Origin of the sequence: Thalassospira profundimaris WP0211 (assembly GCF_000300275.1) — a bacterium.
Lineage (GTDB): Bacteria > Pseudomonadota > Alphaproteobacteria > Rhodospirillales > Thalassospiraceae > Thalassospira > Thalassospira profundimaris.
In genome coordinates this window covers 527625-545195 of the sequence record NZ_AMRN01000001.1, presented here as the reverse complement: position 1 = coordinate 545195, position 17571 = coordinate 527625, and the positions used below count along the sequence as shown (strand labels likewise).

At 55.2% G+C, this 17571-nt stretch carries 21 protein-coding genes; 11 read left to right on the top strand and 10 right to left on the bottom strand.

Translation table 11 applies throughout. From position 1 onward, the window contains the following. Positions 1 to 46: 46 nt before the first annotated feature. Positions 47 to 520: a VOC family protein gene (locus TH2_RS02380; RefSeq protein WP_008888794.1), complete on the bottom strand. Its 474-nt coding sequence runs from the start codon at positions 518 to 520 to the stop codon at positions 47 to 49. Between the two features lie 119 nt (positions 521 to 639). On the opposite strand from TH2_RS02380, the gene TH2_RS02375 reads away from it, so the two are divergent. Then, positions 640 to 1119, top strand: coding sequence for a MarR family winged helix-turn-helix transcriptional regulator (locus TH2_RS02375; protein ID WP_008888793.1), 480 nt, complete (start codon positions 640 to 642; stop codon positions 1117 to 1119). Positions 1120 to 1146: 27 nt separating this feature from the next. On the opposite strand, the gene TH2_RS02370 is transcribed toward TH2_RS02375, so the two are convergent. The 3 genes from TH2_RS02370 to TH2_RS02360 form a co-directional block, all read right to left on the bottom strand. Next, positions 1147 to 1629, bottom strand: a complete 483-nt coding sequence (locus TH2_RS02370; protein ID WP_040822505.1) for a GNAT family N-acetyltransferase — start codon at positions 1627 to 1629, stop codon at positions 1147 to 1149. Between the two features lie 109 nt (positions 1630 to 1738). Continuing rightward, positions 1739 to 1975: a hypothetical protein gene (locus tag TH2_RS02365; RefSeq protein ID WP_008888791.1), complete on the bottom strand. Its 237-nt coding sequence runs from the start codon at positions 1973 to 1975 to the stop codon at positions 1739 to 1741. Positions 1976 to 2066: 91 nt separating this feature from the next. Beyond that, a complete protein-coding gene (locus tag TH2_RS02360) occupies positions 2067 to 2666 on the bottom strand; it encodes a TetR/AcrR family transcriptional regulator (RefSeq protein WP_008888790.1) in 600 nt (199 codons plus the stop codon). A 117-nt stretch (positions 2667 to 2783) separates the two neighbouring features. Here TH2_RS02360 and TH2_RS02355 point away from each other — a divergent pair, with 117 nt between their 5' ends. Beyond that, a complete protein-coding gene (locus TH2_RS02355; RefSeq protein WP_008888789.1) occupies positions 2784 to 3350 on the top strand; it encodes a carboxymuconolactone decarboxylase family protein in 567 nt (188 codons plus the stop codon). Positions 3351 to 3511: 161 nt separating this feature from the next. Here TH2_RS02355 and TH2_RS02350 read toward each other — a convergent pair whose 3' ends face one another. Both TH2_RS02350 and TH2_RS02345 read right to left on the bottom strand, forming a co-directional pair. Then, positions 3512 to 4141, bottom strand: coding sequence for a glutathione S-transferase N-terminal domain-containing protein (locus tag TH2_RS02350; protein WP_157193774.1), 630 nt, complete (start codon positions 4139 to 4141; stop codon positions 3512 to 3514). Between the two features lie 50 nt (positions 4142 to 4191). Further along, positions 4192 to 5649: an alkaline phosphatase D family protein gene (locus tag TH2_RS02345; protein WP_008888787.1), complete on the bottom strand. Its 1458-nt coding sequence runs from the start codon at positions 5647 to 5649 to the stop codon at positions 4192 to 4194. Between the two features lie 199 nt (positions 5650 to 5848). On the opposite strand from TH2_RS02345, the gene TH2_RS02340 reads away from it, so the two are divergent. Then, positions 5849 to 6148, top strand: a complete 300-nt coding sequence (locus TH2_RS02340; RefSeq protein WP_008888786.1) for a cupin domain-containing protein — start codon at positions 5849 to 5851, stop codon at positions 6146 to 6148. A 104-nt stretch (positions 6149 to 6252) separates the two neighbouring features. On the opposite strand, the gene gshB is transcribed toward TH2_RS02340, so the two are convergent. Beyond that, on the bottom strand, positions 6253 to 7197 hold the full coding sequence (gene gshB / locus TH2_RS02335; RefSeq protein WP_008888785.1) for a glutathione synthase: 945 nt from the start codon (positions 7195 to 7197) through the stop codon (positions 6253 to 6255). 242 nt (positions 7198 to 7439) lie between these two features. On the opposite strand from gshB, the gene TH2_RS02330 reads away from it, so the two are divergent. The 6 genes from TH2_RS02330 to rlmN all read left to right on the top strand — a co-directional run bounded on the left by TH2_RS02330 (position 7440) and on the right by rlmN (position 13004). Beyond that, positions 7440 to 8138, top strand: a complete 699-nt coding sequence (locus tag TH2_RS02330; protein ID WP_008888784.1) for a LolA family protein — start codon at positions 7440 to 7442, stop codon at positions 8136 to 8138. A gap of 512 nt (positions 8139 to 8650) precedes the next feature. After that, positions 8651 to 9328 carry an EI24 domain-containing protein gene (locus TH2_RS02325; protein WP_008888783.1) on the top strand — a complete coding sequence of 226 codons (678 nt, stop codon included), beginning with the start codon at positions 8651 to 8653 and terminating at the stop codon, positions 9326 to 9328. Between the two features lie 284 nt (positions 9329 to 9612). Continuing rightward, a complete protein-coding gene (locus TH2_RS02320) occupies positions 9613 to 10113 on the top strand; it encodes a bactofilin family protein (RefSeq protein ID WP_231959646.1) in 501 nt (166 codons plus the stop codon). Positions 10114 to 10126: 13 nt separating this feature from the next. Then, positions 10127 to 10645: a hypothetical protein gene (locus tag TH2_RS02315; RefSeq protein ID WP_008888781.1), complete on the top strand. Its 519-nt coding sequence runs from the start codon at positions 10127 to 10129 to the stop codon at positions 10643 to 10645. Between the two features lie 279 nt (positions 10646 to 10924). Continuing rightward, positions 10925 to 11488, top strand: coding sequence for an invasion associated locus B family protein (locus tag TH2_RS02310; RefSeq protein ID WP_008888780.1), 564 nt, complete (start codon positions 10925 to 10927; stop codon positions 11486 to 11488). Between the two features lie 259 nt (positions 11489 to 11747). Continuing rightward, positions 11748 to 13004, top strand: coding sequence for a dual-specificity RNA methyltransferase RlmN (rlmN, locus tag TH2_RS02305; protein ID WP_008888779.1), 1257 nt, complete (start codon positions 11748 to 11750; stop codon positions 13002 to 13004). Between the two features lie 184 nt (positions 13005 to 13188). On the opposite strand, the gene TH2_RS02300 is transcribed toward rlmN, so the two are convergent. The 3 genes from TH2_RS02300 to TH2_RS02290 all read right to left on the bottom strand — a co-directional run bounded on the left by TH2_RS02300 (position 13189) and on the right by TH2_RS02290 (position 15713). Continuing rightward, on the bottom strand, positions 13189 to 13554 hold the full coding sequence (locus TH2_RS02300; RefSeq protein ID WP_008888778.1) for a Dabb family protein: 366 nt from the start codon (positions 13552 to 13554) through the stop codon (positions 13189 to 13191). Next, positions 13551 to 14831 carry a murein transglycosylase A gene (mltA, locus tag TH2_RS02295; protein WP_008888777.1) on the bottom strand — a complete coding sequence of 427 codons (1281 nt, stop codon included), beginning with the start codon at positions 14829 to 14831 and terminating at the stop codon, positions 13551 to 13553. The genes TH2_RS02300 and mltA overlap by 4 nt, the downstream gene beginning before the upstream one ends. Positions 14832 to 15017: 186 nt before the next feature. Then, a complete protein-coding gene (locus TH2_RS02290) occupies positions 15018 to 15713 on the bottom strand; it encodes a Tim44/TimA family putative adaptor protein (protein ID WP_008888776.1) in 696 nt (231 codons plus the stop codon). 380 nt (positions 15714 to 16093) lie between these two features. Here TH2_RS02290 and TH2_RS02285 point away from each other — a divergent pair, with 380 nt between their 5' ends. Next, a complete protein-coding gene (locus TH2_RS02285; RefSeq protein ID WP_008888775.1) occupies positions 16094 to 16714 on the top strand; it encodes an FxsA family protein in 621 nt (206 codons plus the stop codon). Between the two features lie 300 nt (positions 16715 to 17014). Then, positions 17015 to 17512 (top strand): protein-export chaperone SecB, encoded by a 498-nt coding sequence (secB, locus tag TH2_RS02280; RefSeq protein WP_008888774.1) that lies wholly within the window; start codon positions 17015 to 17017, stop codon positions 17510 to 17512. Positions 17513 to 17571: the final 59 nt, after the last annotated feature.

Genomic DNA, 17571 nt, shown 5'->3' with positions numbered 1-17571 from the left:
GCGTTGGTGGAGCGAGGGGTTTGGCTTCATGAATGCTCAGGCCCGATCAGCCGTCGGCGACCGCACGCTCAAGTGCCGCGATATCGATCTTTTGCATGGTCATCATCGCGGATGCCGCGCGTGCGGCGATGGCCGGGTTCGGATCGCTCATCAATTCAATCAGACGGGTCGGGGTGATTTGCCAAAACACGCCAAACCGGTCTTTGACCCAGCCGCAATCGCGCGGTTGCCCGCCGTCCGACAGGCAATCCCAGTAATAATCGACCTCTGCCTGATCCTTGCAGTCGACGACAAACGAAACAGCTTCGGTAAACTTGAAATCTGTGGGGAAGTTGAACGCGGTAAAGCTTTGCCCGAACAGTTCAAAGCCAATGGTCAGAACACGTCCCTCCGGGCCGGGACCGGCCGCACTTGCACGCATGATGTTGCCGATTTTGGCATCGGCAAATACCGAAACATAGAAATTGACGGCTTCTTCGGCGGTCTGATCAAACCACAAAAAAGGACTGATCTTCTGCATGGGGCATTCTCCTTGCCGGGCAGAACGGATTTAACGCGGTGACGGTGAAAACGGGCGATTTATCAGCATTTTCTTGTTTTCCCATTTGACAAATACGTTGATATCAACATAATTTATCCATGTCAAAAAAAGATTTCAACCATAACGATCAGATCGTCCCCTATGCCGATACCATAATGGTAAGGGACTCGTGCCTTTGCCTGCATGTCCGGCGTGCGGCACGCACCGTCGCAAGGCGGTTTGATGACGCCTTTCGCCCCCTCGATCTGACCAGCGGGCAATATTCACTTTTGATGTCGCTAAACCGGCCATACCCGCCGCACATGAAAGATGTCGCCGACCTTCTGGCCATGGATCGCACCACCCTGACGGCCAATCTCAAACCGCTTGAACGACGTGGACTGATTGAAATTACACCCGACCCCAAAGACAAGCGCGGCCGCCTGCTGGCGTTGACCAAGGACGGCCTGCAACTTCTCAGTCGCGCCTTCCCGATCTGGCAGGAAACCCAACAACAGCTGGAAAATCAGGTCGCCGACACGGACCCAAAGCAGCTTCTGGCAGCCTTGATCAACCTGTCTCAGGAACCCGGCAACTAAGCCCGGCTTTGCCAAAGCCAGGCGGAATTAGCCGATCTCAAGCCGGAACTTTTGAAAGCAGGCCCCGTCATGGGAAACCGTTCCTTCGAACACGGCACCAATGCGCCTTAGCACCCCATGCTTGGTACGAGTCGGTGGCAAAAGAAAGGTCACCGACGAAATACGCGGATCGGATCGGGCAAATTCAAGCGCCTTGTGCGTGATTGCCATGCCAAGCCCGAAGCATTCAGGGCGCAGCACAAGCCCATAATCCCAGTCATCGCCTTCTTTCTGAAACCCGCCCCAGCCGACATAGGTGCCATCATAAAAGATCGCCCAATGCCCCAGGCCATCGCGTTGCCAACAGGCCTTCTTGGCCGCCATGAATCGGGCGACGTCATCCTGATCCCACGGACCATTTAGCAACGGCATATGCTCCGCCATTCGCGGATCGGACATATGGGCAATCAGGGTTGCGGGCGCGATATCGTCAAGCGAACCAAACGAAATCGCATCGGATCGGGTTGTCATAGGGCAAGACCAAGAAAAAGGCGCAAGAACCATCGGTTCATAGCGCCCTTCATCAGCCACTTTGTCAATCAGGCCCAGCGGCATCGGCCATCACATTTGCGATAGCGGCCTAGTCCGAGGTTTCGTCATCCGTTTCGCGCGGCGGAAGGAATTCCTTGCGGCACGGCACGGCAACCTCATCAACCACGGTCCAGCCGAAATTGCGGAACTTGCCGAAACTGGCCTTTTTCATGGTGATGCCGCTTTCCTTGTGCTTGCGCACTTCCTTGGGGTCTTCGCCCTCAATCCGTTCAGCACGGACCCAGGCGCGTTCACGCATGGCTTTGGTAATGGTCGGTTCGGTCATTTTTTGCAGTTCCGTTCGCGGTTCAGGCGTTAGGATGGGGCGATAGCACGTCTGGCAGCGTTTGTCGCACCCAATCAATGCAGATGGATACTCAATGCGCTACGCGCAAACGTTCCATCTCCGCAATGATATCATCGATCAGGTTTTGCACATCACCCGATGGAAGGCCGCTTTCGATCATGCCGCGCAGGCCGGTAATGCTGGTTTGAAGCTTGAGCGCTGCGCGATGCGGATCGACATCCGGTGCGATTTCGCCAGCAATCCGGGCTTGCTCAAAGGCGCCGGCAAACAGTTTGGCCATACCAGCCAGTTTCTCTGCGGCCAGATCTTTCAAATCGGAATCGTCATTGGCCAGTTCAAGGGCCGTCTTGAACACCATGCAGGCATTTGACGGCATCTTGTTCATGCCGCCCTGCGTGATGCTGCGCACATAGTCGATCAGCCCCGAAAGCGGGGAGCCCGATTGCGCCATAAAGCTTTGAAATTCGCCTTCGACACTGCGCGCATAATAGTTCAGCGCTTCGGAAAACAGCTCCTTCTTGCTGCCAAAGGCGGCATAGATACTGCCGGGCTTAAGCGACAGGGCTGCTTCGATATCCTTGAGCGAGGTCGCATGAAACCCCTTGCGCCAGAACAGGTTACGCGCATTGGCCAGGGCATCTTCACGATCAAATGAGCTTGGTCTCGCCACGATATTTCCTTTTTTATTGAGCAGTCACTCAAAAATAGCTTGCCAATGTCAAATCGTCAAGGTAGCGTCGGCCCATCGTTATTGAGCAATCACTCAACAATTCTGGAAATACTGTCCATGTCCGACTTCAAAATTTACGATAAAAACTCTGCGCCTGCCGATTCCAAACCGCTTTTGCAGAACTCCCTTGATGCCTTTGGCATGATCCCGGGCCTGCATGGTGTCATGGCCGAAGCCCCGGCTGTGCTTGAAGGCTATCAGGTGCTGCATGACCTGTTTCAGAAGACCAGCTTTGATGCCAACGAACTGACCGTTGTCTGGATGACGATCAATGTTGAGCATGGCTGCCATTACTGCGTTCCGGCCCACACAGCCATCGCCCACATGATGAAAGTCGATGCCGACACCATCAACGCGCTGCGCGATGAAACGCCGCTTGCCGACGCAAAACTCGAAGCGCTTCGCACCTTTACCCTCGCCATGACCCGCAGTCGCGGGAACGTCACCAGCGATCAGCTCGATGCCTTCTACGCGGCCGGTTACGGCCAGCAGCAGGTGCTTGAGATCATTCTCGGTCTGGCTCAGAAAGTGATGTCGAATTACATCAACCACGTTGCCGAAACGCCGGTCGATGAACCGTTCCAGCGTTTTGCCTGGGAAAAAGCTGACAAAAAAGCCGCCTGATTACAGCCCGCCTCAACCCGTTATCAACGCACACGATTATATTGGTATATTGGCGTGGACAGATTTTCCCCATCCCCCTGCGTCATATCCATGCGTTGTCTTGCACCGCCCGTTGTCCCCGGGCGGTGCTTTTTTATCTGAAGCTCGCGTCCCAGATATGATCAGTCGTCATCATGGGGCAGGTGGAAGGTGGTCTCGGTGAAGGATTCACGTTCCGACATAATCGCCATCCAGTCGCGCACCCGCACCGGGATATCAAACCGCCGGTCCGGCCAGCGGAAATCAATGTAATAAAGCGCAATCAGCACCGACCAGGTGCCAAGATGTGGCTCCTCGGTGCGAAGCGCCGGCAGGCCATCGAGGATCGCCTCAATACCGGATGTAATCGCCTGCGCCTGTCTTTCCATTACGCCTTCGGAACGATCACCATCTTCGCGTTGGGAGTCGGCATAAAGCCGGGCGGTTGCCGCCATCATGCCATCGGCCAAACCCTGCCATTTCAATGCACTGAGGCGGGCTGGGCCGCTTTCGGGAATCACACCCTTTGAAAGGCCCTGGGATTTGGCAAGCTGATCAAGATAATCACAGATCACGGCCGATTCAAAAACCGCCATGCCATCCTCAAGGATCAGGGTCGGCACCTTCGCAAGCGGGTTATGGGCACGCAGCGCCTCATCCGTCCAAGGATCAATCAGGATCTCGCTGATCTGTTTTTCCAGACCCAACTCACGCAAGACAACGCGCACCTTGCGCGAAAAGGGTGAAGTTGGCGCGTAATAAAGCTGCATCATGATCCAAAGCCCCTTGCCATTGGCACATTTCCGTCGGTTACGCTTCGCGGTCAAACGCGCAAATCCGGCGTCCAGCCAATTCCTTCGAGATGCCATTTGGCATGCCAGTTGGTGTCTTTACGTAACAGTGTAAGGTAATTTCGCGCCGCACAATAGGTACCTTTGCGATCCGGCAGCGGTTTTAACTCTGTCGGCCGACCCGGAAGCGGGTTCTCCCCGATCCATGCCAAAAGGCCCAAAACCCTGGCAAAGGTCGGGGGTGGTGCGGTGTGTGAAATGCCCGATGCCACCAGTTGATGGATGGTTTTGCCCTTGGTTTCAAAGGTGCCCCGGGTTGCGACATGGATTTCGCCCGAAAGCAGGGTGATCTCATGGTCATGCTCGTTGGCGATTTCTTCGATCAGCTCAAGGAAACGGCACCATTCGCGCCGGTGCCAGCGGCTTTGCCACTGATCGCGCAGATCATCCTCGTATTTCTGGGCACGGGGGGAAAGATGCAACACCATCTCGATCAACGATAATCGCGGCCCGATCACCGGCACGCTCGACATCAGAAGAATACGATTGCCATCCGGCACGGTTTTGAGCATCTCGGGCAAATCGCGCCAGCCATGGGCCCCCATCACGTCATTTGGTGTCCGTTCGGATCGCAAATCGGGCGCAACAATACTGACGCCCGGAAAATCGGTGCGCCAGCCAAGGCTTATGCCCTCACGATCCTTGACCATATCGGGCAAATCATCGGGTGTGCAGCCAAGCTGCATCAGGCAAAAGGCCTGTCGTGCGCAGTCAAACATGCCCTTGGCAACGGCACTGCCCTGAAACCACTTCTTGTGACTGCCCCAGCCATCAAAAATGTCATGGTCATCCCACATCATCAGCGACGGCACGCGTGCGAGCATGTATTGGATCTGCGGTTGGCCATAAATCGCCAGATAATGATCAAGGTAGAATTTCAAAACGGCATCGCGCATGACATCGGAAAAGGCGGTTGCCAACCGTTCACTGCGCCCGGCCTTGTCCCAGGCAATGATACCCTCGTGGCATTCCCAGACCCCGTCGGCGTAAATCTGATCGCCACCATGCAGCAAAAGCGAGAAGGGCTGTTTTGCGTGCTCTTTGCCCAAATCCGTCCAAAGCGCATTGCGATCTTCAAGCGGCCGGTCCAGATCGCCGTCTTCCTGACCGTTGCACGATACAAATCCGATGCGAAGATCATCCCCAAGATCGGTACAAACCTCGTATGTTTCGTTTTCGAAACTATATGATGCCACCCGGTTTGACGGCAGTTCAAAATCAAACCGCCAATAGCTTCGGCCAAACAGGCTGGCAAGCTTTGAGGGCGCAATGACATCACGGCCATTTGCCTTCAATTCCGGGATTTCTGCACCATCATTGGCAACCACAAGGGCGGCGAGTTTTGCCGTCTTGGCATCAGCACCCCGGGCAAACAGGAATGGCCCAAAAAGATCCTGATCGGTGATTTTTGTCGCCTCGGAGCTGGTCATGCGCTGTTACTACCTGCCAAAATGATGTGAACTTGACCCTTGAAACATACGTTTGATCGCCGCGTTAGTTCCAGCTTAGCGGAACCGGACGGCGACGGCATCGTCAAAGTCACACAACAGGCCGACATAAAAAAGGCAAGCAGCATGAGGGACTTGTCGCTATCATCGCCGGGTTAACCGCAAAAATTGGAGAAACCCAGTGACTGCACAGCGCCCCAAAGCCATTCCCACCGTCCAGGTCGATGACGATGCCGTCAAGGTGACCGAATGGCACTTCCCGCCCGGCTCCGAAACCGGTGATCATGTTCACGGCATGGATTATGTCGTCGTCCCGATGACGACCGGCACCCTGACCATTGTGAACGATGACGGCACAACGTTTCCGTCCGACATGACCGCCGGGAAATCCTATGCCCGCAAGACCGGCGTGTCCCATAACGTGATCAACAACAATGACTTTGCCATCACCTTTGTCGAGGTCGAGGTCAAGGCGCGCTGATCAAAGCGCTGATCAAAGCCCGCCTCAAGCCCCACAAAATCACCCAACAAAAAGGGCAGGTGATGATCACCTGCCCGATTTCGTTTTAGCGATATGGAGATGGCCTAGCCAAGCCGCGTTTCAATCGCATCCCAGATCAGGCTTTCCAGCTTGGAGCCGTCAAACCGGTTGATCTCCTGCAAGCCCGTCGGCGAGGTGACGTTGATTTCCGTCATGTAATCGCCGATGACGTCGATCCCGACAAAGATCAGATCGCGCTTCTTAAGCTCCGGCCCGATGCGATCACAAATCTCGCGTTCGCGCGGGGTCAGCATCGATTTCTCGGCCACACCACCGACATGCATGTTCGAACGTGCTTCACCCTCGGCCGGCACGCGGTTGATCGCGCCCACCGGTTCGCCATCAACCAGAATGATGCGTTTGTCGCCCTTGCGCACATCGGGCAAATAGGCCTGCACCATCAGCGGTTCACGCGACTGGGCGGCAAACAGTTCCAGCAGCGAATTGAGGTTCTCGTCACCGGGTTTGAGATGGAACACGCCCGCCCCGCCATTGCCAAACAGCGGCTTGACGATGATGTCCTTGAATTCTTCACGGAATTCTTTGATGCGGGCTGCCGACCGCGTGATCAGGGTCGGCGGCATCAGATCAGGAAATTCGGTGACAAAGATCTTTTCCGGCGCATTGCGGACATGGCCCGGATGGTTGACCACAAAGGTTTCCGGGTGGATCGCCTCAAGCAAATGGCTTGCGGTGATATAGTTCATGTCAAACGGCGGGTCCTGACGCATCAGGATCACATCGGTTTCACGCGCCAGATCAATCACCCGTGCTTCGCCCAGATCATGGTGATTGCCATGTTCGTAGCGCAACGTCATCGGGCGGACTTCCGCCTTGATCCGGCCCCGGTCATAGAACATGTCATCGGGATGATAATGCAAAAGGTCATATCCCCGCGCCTGGGCTTCAAGGCCCATGACAAAGGTCGAATCCCCCTTGATGTCGATGCTCTCGATCGGGTCCATCTGGATGGCGACGATACGGCTCATTAAACGTGTTCTCCTGCTTGCCGGTGGTCAAATGACCTGCAATTAAGGCTCAAAACGGCCAATTAAGGTCATTTGCGGGCATGGCTTGACCCGGCTGGCCTTCCCGGCCAAATGATGCGATATGTTACTCGCAGTGAGTGGTTACTATTTGGCACGATTTTTATCATCCGCCATTCACCTTCTGCAATCGCCATGATTGCGATCAACGAATTGTTACGACGCACGGCAAGGCAACAAGGCACATGACCCGTTTGACCCAAAACCCGAAGACCCGTTGGAAAACCCTTGGCATGAAGGGCCGCACTTTTTTGGCGGCCAGCGTGATTGCCACCGCCATCGGTCTTGGTGCCGTCACCAGTCTGACCCTGTTGCCAAGCACAGCCCACGCGCAAGCAAGCGATCAGATCACGCCTGAGATGATCGAAAAAATCGAAAACTATCTGGCCGGGATCACGACGCTCAAGGCCGAGTTCGTTCAGATTTCTTCGGATGGCGGTGCGGCCGAAGGCGATCTTTATATGGAACGCCCTGGCAAGATGCGGTTTGAATATAACCCGCCGGCCCAGATCCTGCTGGTCTCGACCGGTCATGATTTCATCTATTATGACAAGGAAATCAACGCACCGACCTATTTCGACATTGATGAAACCCCGGCCGGGATCATCCTGGCGGAAAACATCTCGCTGACCGACAAGGTCAAGATTGTCGATTATCGTCGCACGGCCGAAACTGTCCGCGTTGAACTGGTGCGCAAATCCGATCCGGGTGCCGGGAGTGTAACCCTGGTGTTTACCGAAAAGCCGATGCAGCTGCGTCAGTGGAGCGTCAAGGACCCGACCGGGGTCGAAACCACGGTCACCCTGTTCAATACCGAAGAGGGCATGCAGCTTGACCCGGAACTGTTCAAATTTGAACGCATCTGGCCAAATCAGCGCAACTAGACCAAAAAAATTTCCCGTCCGCCTTTGACGTCTTTGAACCGCCCGTAAACTGGTGCCGGATCAAGAATATTTTCTGATTCAAATGCTTGGCCAAGTGGTGAATGTAATTGTGATTTCGTAACGAAATCACCGCGGATTGGAATCAGCGAAAAGTTTCAAAATTTGTCGGCTTTTTCGGGCCCAAACCCATGGCATGGGCGCCCTGTGCTTCCTATATGTGAGTCTGTCACAAGGTTCCCCTAAACGACGGGAACCCGGTGTGAGGAAAAGGTCTCCCCTACCTTTCCTCACGCTCCAGATTATCGGAGCGCTGGCGTCCGGTTCTCCCCCCTGGCCGGACGCCTTTTTTTTGCCTGATGCCTGCGATAGATGTCGCATTCTTGGGAAATCTGCAAAGCCACCCCCTGATTTCACAGGCTGTTAATTTTAATTGCCTACTAAACTAATGCATGATTCCCTTGCGGATATATTCCGCACACTCGACACATGACAGGACAGGACCGACATCTTCCATGATCAATGACTTTCTGAAATCCGTTGCGCAGTTTTCCGACCCGCGTTTTCGCAAAGTTGTGCTGATCGGTGTTGCCGGTGCGCTGGCAACTATTGTCGGGTTGTGGGTCCTGATCTGGTTCGGCCTGAATTCCATCACCTTCTTCACTGATGGTGGCTGGCTTGAAACCGCCGTGGACTGGCTTCTGGGCATTGGTCTGACCCTTCTTGTCCTGTTGCTGTTTCCCGCGGCCACGGTCCTGATCTCGAGCCTTCTGCTCGATCAGATTGCCGACGCGGTCGAAGACAAGCACTATCCGACCCTGCCCGATACTCGTCCGCAGCCGATCATTGATGCGCTGATCAGCGGTCTTAAATTTGCCCTGACGGCTTTGGCGCTTAACATTTTGATTTTGCCGCTTCTTCTGGCCGGGCCGCTCTATGTCATCGCGTTTTACGGGATGAATGGCTATCTTTTGTCGCGTGAATATTTTGAACTGGTTGCCGCACGCCGCTATGATGCGCGAACGGTTGAGGCCATTCGCAAAAGCCGCCAGAAAAAGCTTTGGATTGCCGGGGTCGGTTTGACCTTCCTGATGACCATTCCCTTGGTCAATCTGGTCGCACCGATCATCGCCACCGCCTTTATGGTCCACTATTCTGTGCGTCTTGGCACCTATGTGCCCGAGACCGCCTGACCGGTAACCGCAAGGCCGATACACCTAGACCAACATCGAAACTGCAACTCTAAGGATCTGGTCATCCCATGTTTGGAAAGAAAAAAGCCAACAAAACAGTCGACAGAAGTGCGACTTCGTCAGATACATCTCGCCTGGATGGATCAGACAAGCTTTCCGGGACGATGACCTCGGCCTCTGATGCTGCATCTGACAAAACCAGCGAAACCCGCACGTTCGAAAAAACAGAAAAACGAACAGAGCCGCGGCTCTTCACCCAACCGCGCACAAAGGATGAACCGCAAATGTCCAGCAAACCGCACTCCACCAACTTCCGCCCGGAAATCCCGAAGCGCCCCCTTGAAATCCCGACCCGCGGCAGTTCCGGTCGCCCGGGAGGATCGGGTAGCCACTCCTCCGAGGGCAAGAAACTGACAGTTGGTCGCGACATCACGCTTAAAGGTGAAATCGGTTCCTGTGACGTTCTGGTCGTCGAAGGCGTTGTCGAAGCCCAGATCAAGGAATGCTCGCGCCTCGAAGTTTCCGAAGGCGGCAGCTTCATCGGTTCTGCCCAGGTGGATGAGGCCGAAATCAGCGGCAAGTTCGAAGGTGAACTGACGGCTGGCCGTGTGGTTGTCGTCCACTCGGCTGAAATCAGTGGCAAGATCACCTATGGCGCGCTTCAGATCGAAAATGGTGCCCGCATCAAGGGCGAGCTGGAATATGTCGAAGGTGCTGACACCGGTATAAGCCGCGGCGGCAGCACCGGCGCAATCACCATCCCGCGCAAATCTGACGATTCCTGATTTTTTAGCGCGCATGATTGCCCTGACCCAAACATCACCCCGAACAGACGTCACCCGTCCATTCGGGGTGATTTTGCTTCTGGCGCTCATTGCCATGGGTCTTTCGGCCTGTGGCGGCGGGTCTTCAGTGCCACCGGGTTCGACAAACACCAATTACGGCGAGCTTAATACCAAGGGCAACGTCACCACGACCCAGCCCGAAGCCCGCAGGCGGCCGGAAAATTCTAAATCACGCACCACAACGGCCGCCATACCGTTCAAGCCAGTACCCAACGCATCGCTCAAGGGTCTGTCAGAACCGGAAGTCGAAGCCAAAATCGGCGAACCGGAAATGATCCGCGGCGAAGGTGACATCCGCGTCTGGCAATACAGATCCGATCAATGTTCGTTTGATGCCTTCTTTGCCCCGGCAACTGAAGGCGCGCCTCGTGAACTCCGTCACATGCTGGCGCGCATGCGGCGCGGAAATCAGCCGATCACGGTTCAGGATTGCCTGGATCAGGTGGTCAAAAAGAATCTCGCACGCGGCTGACACCTGCCGATCAATTTTAGTGTTGTGACAACGGTTTACCGGTAATCCCGTCAAGAAGGGCATCACCAGCCATGGCGGGCGTCCGGCGCCATCCACAAAATAATTTGTAAAATTTGCCTGTATGCGCCCGGTTGGACGCATTCCTTGGTTTAATCTTTACCTTTTGGCGGCAATCTCGGAAAACGAACCTCATAAATTTGCCATATCCTTTGGATTTTATGCGTCCTAACGTGGTCCGGTCGGACCGATCCCGAAACTTCAGACACGATACGCGACCTCATGAAAAAACACGCCCATCGTCTCGTCAGAAATTCGTTTGCCGCCGCTTTTGGCGCGGTTGCCTGTCTGCTTGCGCTTGGTTTTGCGACCAACGTGGCACAGGCCCAGAACTCCCCGCAGCTGATTGATGTTTACGGCAAGTGGGAAGCCTATACCTATTCCGAGGATGGCCAGAAAGTCTGCTATATGGGCAGCCAGCCGACCTCGGCCAAAGGCGACTATACCCAGCGTGGCAAAATCTATGTCATGGTCACCCACCGCCCGGCACTCAAGCTGCTCAATGAAGTCAGCTTCATCACCGGCTATACCTACAAGTCGGGCAGCGAGGTCGATCTTCGAATCGATTCCAAAAGTTTCAAGCTGTTCACCCATGATGATTCCGCCTGGGCGGTAAACAGCGAAGAAGACCGCAAACTGGTCAGCGCGATGAAAGCCGGATCGACCATGGTTGTCGTTGGTTATTCGTCACGCGATACCAAGACCACCGATACCTATTCGCTGTCGGGCTTTACCAACGCCTATAACGCGATTTCAAAGGCCTGCAACACCAAGCCGGTCAACTGATCAATACTTGGTCAAACCGGTTGGTGGGGCCGTCACAGACTGCTTTGCAACCGCGATTGCAGTGCTGTGATAGCTGCAATGTGAAATTTATCGTTTCTAAATCGACCCGGCCCCGCTATATGCGGGGCCAAGTATTTATGCGCCCAAGCCATCTGGCATTTTTTCTGGTATAGTCCGCCGCATCGGATAACCCGAAATGCCGAACATAAACGGCCTGACGACGCAATAACCAGACCACCAGACAAAGAGAGAGCCCGGGATGACCGACGTCCTGACCGAAAACGCACCCCAGACCGATGCCCCTGCCAAGCAGGATGGGCCGTCGCTGTCCGACTTCGTTTCGCGCGCCGCCAATGGGCAGGCTGCCGACGGGCGTCGTGATCTGGTCGGCATCACCCGCGAAGAACTGACCGAACTCATGGCTGGCATGGGCGAAAGCAAGTTCCGCGTCAAACAGCTTTGGAACTGGATCTATAACCGCGGTGTCACCGACATCGAGGACATGACCAACATTTCCAAAAAGCTGCGCGATCGCCTGGCTCAGGATTTCTATGTCGGGCGTCCGGTTCTGACAGCCGATCAGAAAAGCACGGATGATACCCACAAATGGCTGATGAAATTCCATGACGGCAACGAGGCCGAGACGGTCTATATCCCCGATCGCAACGAAGATCGCGGTGCTGTCTGCATTTCATCGCAAGTTGGCTGCACGCTGACCTGCAAGTTCTGCCATACCGGCACCCAGCTTCTGGTGCGTAACCTGACCCCGGGTGAAATCGTCAGCCAGTTCATGGTCGCACGCGACAGCTACGGCGAATGGCCGACCCCGGCCAATGGCATCCGCCGTCTGTCAAACATCGTCATGATGGGCATGGGCGAGCCGCTGTTTAACTATGAAAACGTTCGCGATGCCCTGCGCATTGCCATGGACGGCGAAGGCATTTCGATCTCGCGCCGCCGGATCACGCTGTCGACCTCGGGCGTGGTGCCGGAAATCGTGCGCTGTGGCGAAGACCTTGGCGTTGGTCTGGCGATCTCGCTGCATGCGCCTGATGATGATCTGCGCAACGAAATCATGCCGATCAACAAGAAGTATCCGCTCAAAGAACTGATGGATGCGTGCCGGAACTATCCAGGCATGTCCAATGCCCGTCCGATCACCATGGAATATGTCATGCTCAAGGGCGTGAACGATAAACCCGAACATGCGCGTGCGCTGGCCAAGCTGGTCAAAGGCGTTCACTGCAAGTTCAACCTGATCCCGTTCAACAAATGGCCGGGTTCGGATTACGAATGCACGCCGACCAACGATATCAAGAAGTTCGCGCAAATCCTGCTTGATAACGGCTACGAAGCGCCGATCCGCTGGCCGCGCGGCCGCGATATTCTGGCCGCCTGTGGTCAGCTCAAATCCGAAAGCCAGCGTCAGCGCAAATCACGCGTTGGCAGCACCGGTGACGCAGGTGGTTGCGGCAAATCGGATGCCGGCAACGAAGGCATCGTTGCGGCCCAGTAAGTCAGGCACCAACGACGTCCCGATATTGATCAACACCGGATGGCCTTGCCGTCCGGTGTTTTTCTTTGCGCTGTCCCTGTTTCAGGTCCCTGCGCCGAAATGTCCAAAAACGAAATTTAGATCGTCTCTTTGATCTTGGTCGGTATTTTGATCTTAATTATAAGATCATTTGACGTAATCTAGTTCAGATCCAGCGCAATTCCGGCTTCTTGTCCGATCCCTTGTCAGGCGTATGAATGTCATCGACATTAACGCTTATGGCAAGAATGCCGCCAAGGCCGCCCTCGGTCATTTCCGACAATCGAATGCCAATCCAGTCCTGATCAAGGCCGCGCACATAGGTGTCGCGTGCGGCCAGATCAGTAAAATCAATGGTGATGGCATGGGTAAATCCCTGGCTAAGGCCGCTTCCCGTCATCTTTGCCCCGCCGCAAAAGGCCAATGCGCCCGGCACTGAAAAGGCAACTTTTTCAAGTTCGCCGATCATGGTGTCGATGTCGCTCTGCGCGATGTGGCTTGGGATCTGCAGCAACACAATATGACGGATCATGAAGTGCCCCCTGTCTGAGTATCCGCTTCCTGCCAGCTTGCCGGATCGATGCTGTTGGGCAACAGGACATATTTGCGGCCCTGCCGGTTCATGTGGCCAGCATAAAGGGCCGCGTCCTCACCCGGGCCAAAGAAGATGTCACCGCGCACCGGCCCGCGAATGGCCCCGCCGGTATCCTGGGCCACCATCAGGCGGCGGAATGTACGGTCCGCATTCATAGGATCGCTGGTTTCAAGCCAGACCGGCACCCCCATGGCATGGAACCTGCGATCCACCGCCAATGACCGGCCGGGCTCCAACGGCACGCCCTGTGATCCCAGCGGGCCTGCTTCGGGGTCATTCGGATCAACCTTAAGCGGCTGGAAAAACACGTAAGATGCGTTGGTATTCATCACCGCATCGGCTTCGCCCGGATTGTCATGCAGCCATTTACGGATTGATTGCAGCGATACGGTTTCACGCGTCAGCACCCCACGCGCAATCAATTCACGCCCAATGGCAAAGTAGGGATGGCCGTTGGTCGCGGCATAGCCCACCCGAAGCACGCTTTCATCAGGCAGAACCACCCGACCAGAGCCCTGAATTTGCAGGAAAAAGGCATCCACCGCATCATCGACCCATACCAGTTCAAGATCGCGGTCTGATAACGCCCCTTCCTCGATCGCTTCGCGGTCGTAATAGGGTTTGATTGCATCACCCGCGATCCGCCCGACCAGCTTGGTGCCTTTCAAATCCTCGCGAAAATCGCCAAGATCGATCGAGACCATGTCATTGGGCTTAAGATAAAGCGGCGTCTGATACGCCCCGCCACGGGTCAGCTGGCCTTGCAATTCCGGCTCGTAATAGCCGGTAAAAAGGCCCTCGGCCGTATCACGATTGCCACTGAGATAGGGTCTGAAACCACTTTCAAAGAACGCACGCGCGTCTTCCTTGCGAAGGCTCTCAACATCAAGGGAAACCGCGGTTTCGCAACGATCCCGCCACTGGCCAATGGTCCCCATGCGCGGATCAGGCCCGACGGGTTTGTCATCACTGCGTCTTAGCATCGCCTGGCACGACCGGGCAAAGGCGCGCACCGAACCGCGCATATCATCGGTCTGCCAGCCATCAAGATCGGCGAAAGTCGCCGGGCGCAGGGTCAGTTTGTCTTCCATCTCGGCCGGGGGTTCGATCTGTCCGGTGATTTGTGGCCAAAACATCCAGATCAGGGCGGCAGCCGCACCGACCAGCACAGAAACAAGGGACAGGCTGCGCGATAAAACCAGTCGTCTTTTCAAGATGGAAACCCGTAATTAGCCAAATCGAACGTCACCGTTTTGCAACGGTTCTACGAAAACCCGATTTTGCCCCTGACATGCTTAACAAGCCGATAATTGCGCGTGCTCGTTACCATGCGGACATGAAAAAAGGCGACCCGGTTTATCGGATCGCCTTTGATATGTTTGGTCTTTGCGAAACCCGCGTTAATCGGCGGTTTCTTCTTCCGGGGTTTCGGTCGCAACCAGCTGCCAGTTCGGATCGCGGCTTTCGATATTGCGCGCAAATGTCCAAAGGTCTTCGGCCTCGACCACCTTGTTGGGGTCGCCATCGACAACATCGCCCTCGGCATTGCGAATGACCGAGACTTCCTCGGACACGAACTTGACCGTGACATAAGCGGTGCGGCCTTCAAGGCTGGCGTCATGGATCGACGCGCTCTTGATACCGACCAGGGTGGTTTCCTCGTGCTCGCCCTTTTCAGCGCGGGCATCGATGGCGGCGGCAAAGTTTTTGTAAACCTCGGCCGAAAGCAACGGGTTCAGGCCATCCTTGTCGCCCTTGGCAAAGTATTCGACAATCATTTCGAACGCCATGCGCGCGCCATTCAGGAAGTCCTGCTGGGTAAAGTTCGGATCGTGCTTCTGGATCTCCTGCAGGGTTGCAAACGTGCCCGAAGGAACATCTGCCGCATCCTGATCGTTACCGGAGTCCGGCAGGCGATAAACATTATCGGTCTGAGCTGCGGCGTCTTTCTGGCCTTCATTGTCATGAGTCTGACGGCCAAAGATATCGGACGGCCCCTGCTTTTCATTGCCGGTGCGACGGCCAAGCACGCCACGCAAACGCAGCACAAGGAAAACCGCAATCAGAGCGAATAAGAATATATCGAAATACTGCAAGACGGTCTCGTGATCCTAATGGTTTCAAACTGGTTGTCTGTATATCACAACCGTGGTGGAGAGATGGTATGAACTTAACCAAATGCAAGGGCAACTGCCGATTACCCGGCAAGATGTGATCATCTTCACCCTTCACCGGTGCGATATGCGCCGGGGCAAGGCCAAGATGACGATCTGCCGCATTTTTGTCGCGTTGTCACATTAGCGTTCCCACCAACTAACCAACGAACTTAAGTGTGCAGATTAATGAGAAATCGCTGAAAACCAAGTTGTTTTCTGCAATAGTTTCAGCAAGACGTCAGCTTTGGCCGTAAAATGCATGTGATAATACGACATTTTCGGCGCATACAGGCAATCGATCGCCAGTAAACGGAGAAACAATGGGCTTTTACTTTCTCGCGATATTCGTCGCCATGCCAATCATCGAAATCGCGGTCTTCATTCAGGCCGGCGAACTGATCGGGCTATGGCCGACCATTGGCGTGGTTGTTCTCACAGCCATCATCGGCACGTCCCTGATGCGCGCCCAGGGGTTACAAACCCTGGCCAAGGCGCAAAGCCAGATGGATCAGGGCGAAATGCCCATTGGGGCCCTGTTTGACGGCATCTGCATTCTGATTGCCGGTGTGTTGCTTCTGACCCCGGGCTTTGTCACCGACACCTTTGGCTTCCTGTTGCTTGTCCCGCCGCTGCGCCAGCTGATCGGGGCCAAGGTCATCATGAAGCTGGTCCAGTCGGGCAATATCCGGACAAACTTCCGCGGTGCGACTTATTCCAGCGGTACCCAAGGCGGGCCAAACGGGCGCGGACCGAATGGGCCCGGCGGACATGGCGCCGGTGGACCTAGCGGAGCACGGCCACGCGGTGCCGGGCCGATCATTGATGGCGATTTCGAAGATGTCAGCCCGAACGATCCGTCAAACGACACCGATAGCAGCAACGATCCGGGCGACAATCCCGAAACACCGCGCAATTTGCCCCCGCGTGACGAGACGCGCTGAATCCATACGAAAATCACAAAATCAGAAGGTTGACCGACACCCCCGGTCAGCCTTCTTTGATTCAAAGGCCTTTGGCAATAATCAGGACAACCAAACCCCCGGAAACACGGGCTTTGATAAGGGCTTTGACCCGCTCTGATTGGCTTGCCCGTGCACGCCAGACGTGCTAGGCCAACAAGTCCAATTTATCTGCCGCAACGGGGCGGCGTCAGTAATAAGCATTTCAGCCAAGGCAAAGCCTGCAGGCCGAAAGCTTTTTTCTGATCAAGACGAAATGACCTCTAAGGGAGCTAGACTTTAATGGCCGAGAATACCACCGGTGCAGAAGGCGCAGCAGAACAGAAGCAGCAGCCGGCCGCAAATCCGATCACGATCCACACCCAGTACATTAAGGATCTGTCGTTCGAAAACCCGAACGCACCGGAAAGCGTTGCCCTGCAGCAGCAGCCGAAAATCAATATCGACGTTGATGTTGAGGCCCGCACCACCCAGGACCAGAAACTTCACGAAGTTACCATCAAGATCAACGTCAAAGCCGACGTTGGCGACAAGGTGGCCTTCATTGCCGAACTGCAGTATGGCTGCGTTGTGACGCTGAATGTTTCTGACGAACACCGCCTGCCGGTTCTGATGATCGAAGTTCCGCGCCTGCTGTTCCCGTATGTCCGCAAGATCGTCGCAGACCTGACCGCAGACGGTGGCTTCCCGCCGCTGATGATGCAGCAGATTGATTTTGCTGATCTTTTCCGCAAGAAATTCGCATCCAAGATGGAAGGTCAGCCGGCTGGTAACGCCTGATTGACCTCATCCATCGGCTTTTGGTTCGATACCAAAACGATGACATAACAAAGGCCGCC

Coding starts and splice junctions, on each gene's coding strand:
- TH2_RS02380 (WP_008888794.1), bottom strand. CDS start 520: ATGCAGAAGATCAGTCCTTTTTTGTGGTTTGATCAGACCGCCGAAGAA.
- TH2_RS02375 (WP_008888793.1), top strand. CDS start 640: ATGTCAAAAAAAGATTTCAACCATAACGATCAGATCGTCCCCTATGCC.
- TH2_RS02370 (WP_040822505.1), bottom strand. CDS start 1,629: ATGACAACCCGATCCGATGCGATTTCGTTTGGTTCGCTTGACGATATC.
- TH2_RS02365 (WP_008888791.1), bottom strand. CDS start 1,975: ATGACCGAACCGACCATTACCAAAGCCATGCGTGAACGCGCCTGGGTC.
- TH2_RS02355 (WP_008888789.1), top strand. CDS start 2,784: ATGTCCGACTTCAAAATTTACGATAAAAACTCTGCGCCTGCCGATTCC.
- TH2_RS02350 (WP_157193774.1), bottom strand. CDS start 4,141: ATGATGCAGCTTTATTACGCGCCAACTTCACCCTTTTCGCGCAAGGTG.
- TH2_RS02345 (WP_008888787.1), bottom strand. CDS start 5,649: ATGACCAGCTCCGAGGCGACAAAAATCACCGATCAGGATCTTTTTGGG.
- gshB (WP_008888785.1), bottom strand. CDS start 7,197: ATGAGCCGTATCGTCGCCATCCAGATGGACCCGATCGAGAGCATCGAC.
- TH2_RS02330 (WP_008888784.1), top strand. CDS start 7,440: ATGACCCGTTTGACCCAAAACCCGAAGACCCGTTGGAAAACCCTTGGC.
- TH2_RS02325 (WP_008888783.1), top strand. CDS start 8,651: ATGATCAATGACTTTCTGAAATCCGTTGCGCAGTTTTCCGACCCGCGT.
- TH2_RS02320 (WP_231959646.1), top strand. CDS start 9,613: ATGTCCAGCAAACCGCACTCCACCAACTTCCGCCCGGAAATCCCGAAG.
- TH2_RS02315 (WP_008888781.1), top strand. CDS start 10,127: ATGATTGCCCTGACCCAAACATCACCCCGAACAGACGTCACCCGTCCA.
- TH2_RS02310 (WP_008888780.1), top strand. CDS start 10,925: ATGAAAAAACACGCCCATCGTCTCGTCAGAAATTCGTTTGCCGCCGCT.
- rlmN (WP_008888779.1), top strand. CDS start 11,748: ATGACCGACGTCCTGACCGAAAACGCACCCCAGACCGATGCCCCTGCC.
- TH2_RS02300 (WP_008888778.1), bottom strand. CDS start 13,554: ATGATCCGTCATATTGTGTTGCTGCAGATCCCAAGCCACATCGCGCAG.
- TH2_RS02285 (WP_008888775.1), top strand. CDS start 16,094: ATGGGCTTTTACTTTCTCGCGATATTCGTCGCCATGCCAATCATCGAA.
- secB (WP_008888774.1), top strand. CDS start 17,015: ATGGCCGAGAATACCACCGGTGCAGAAGGCGCAGCAGAACAGAAGCAG.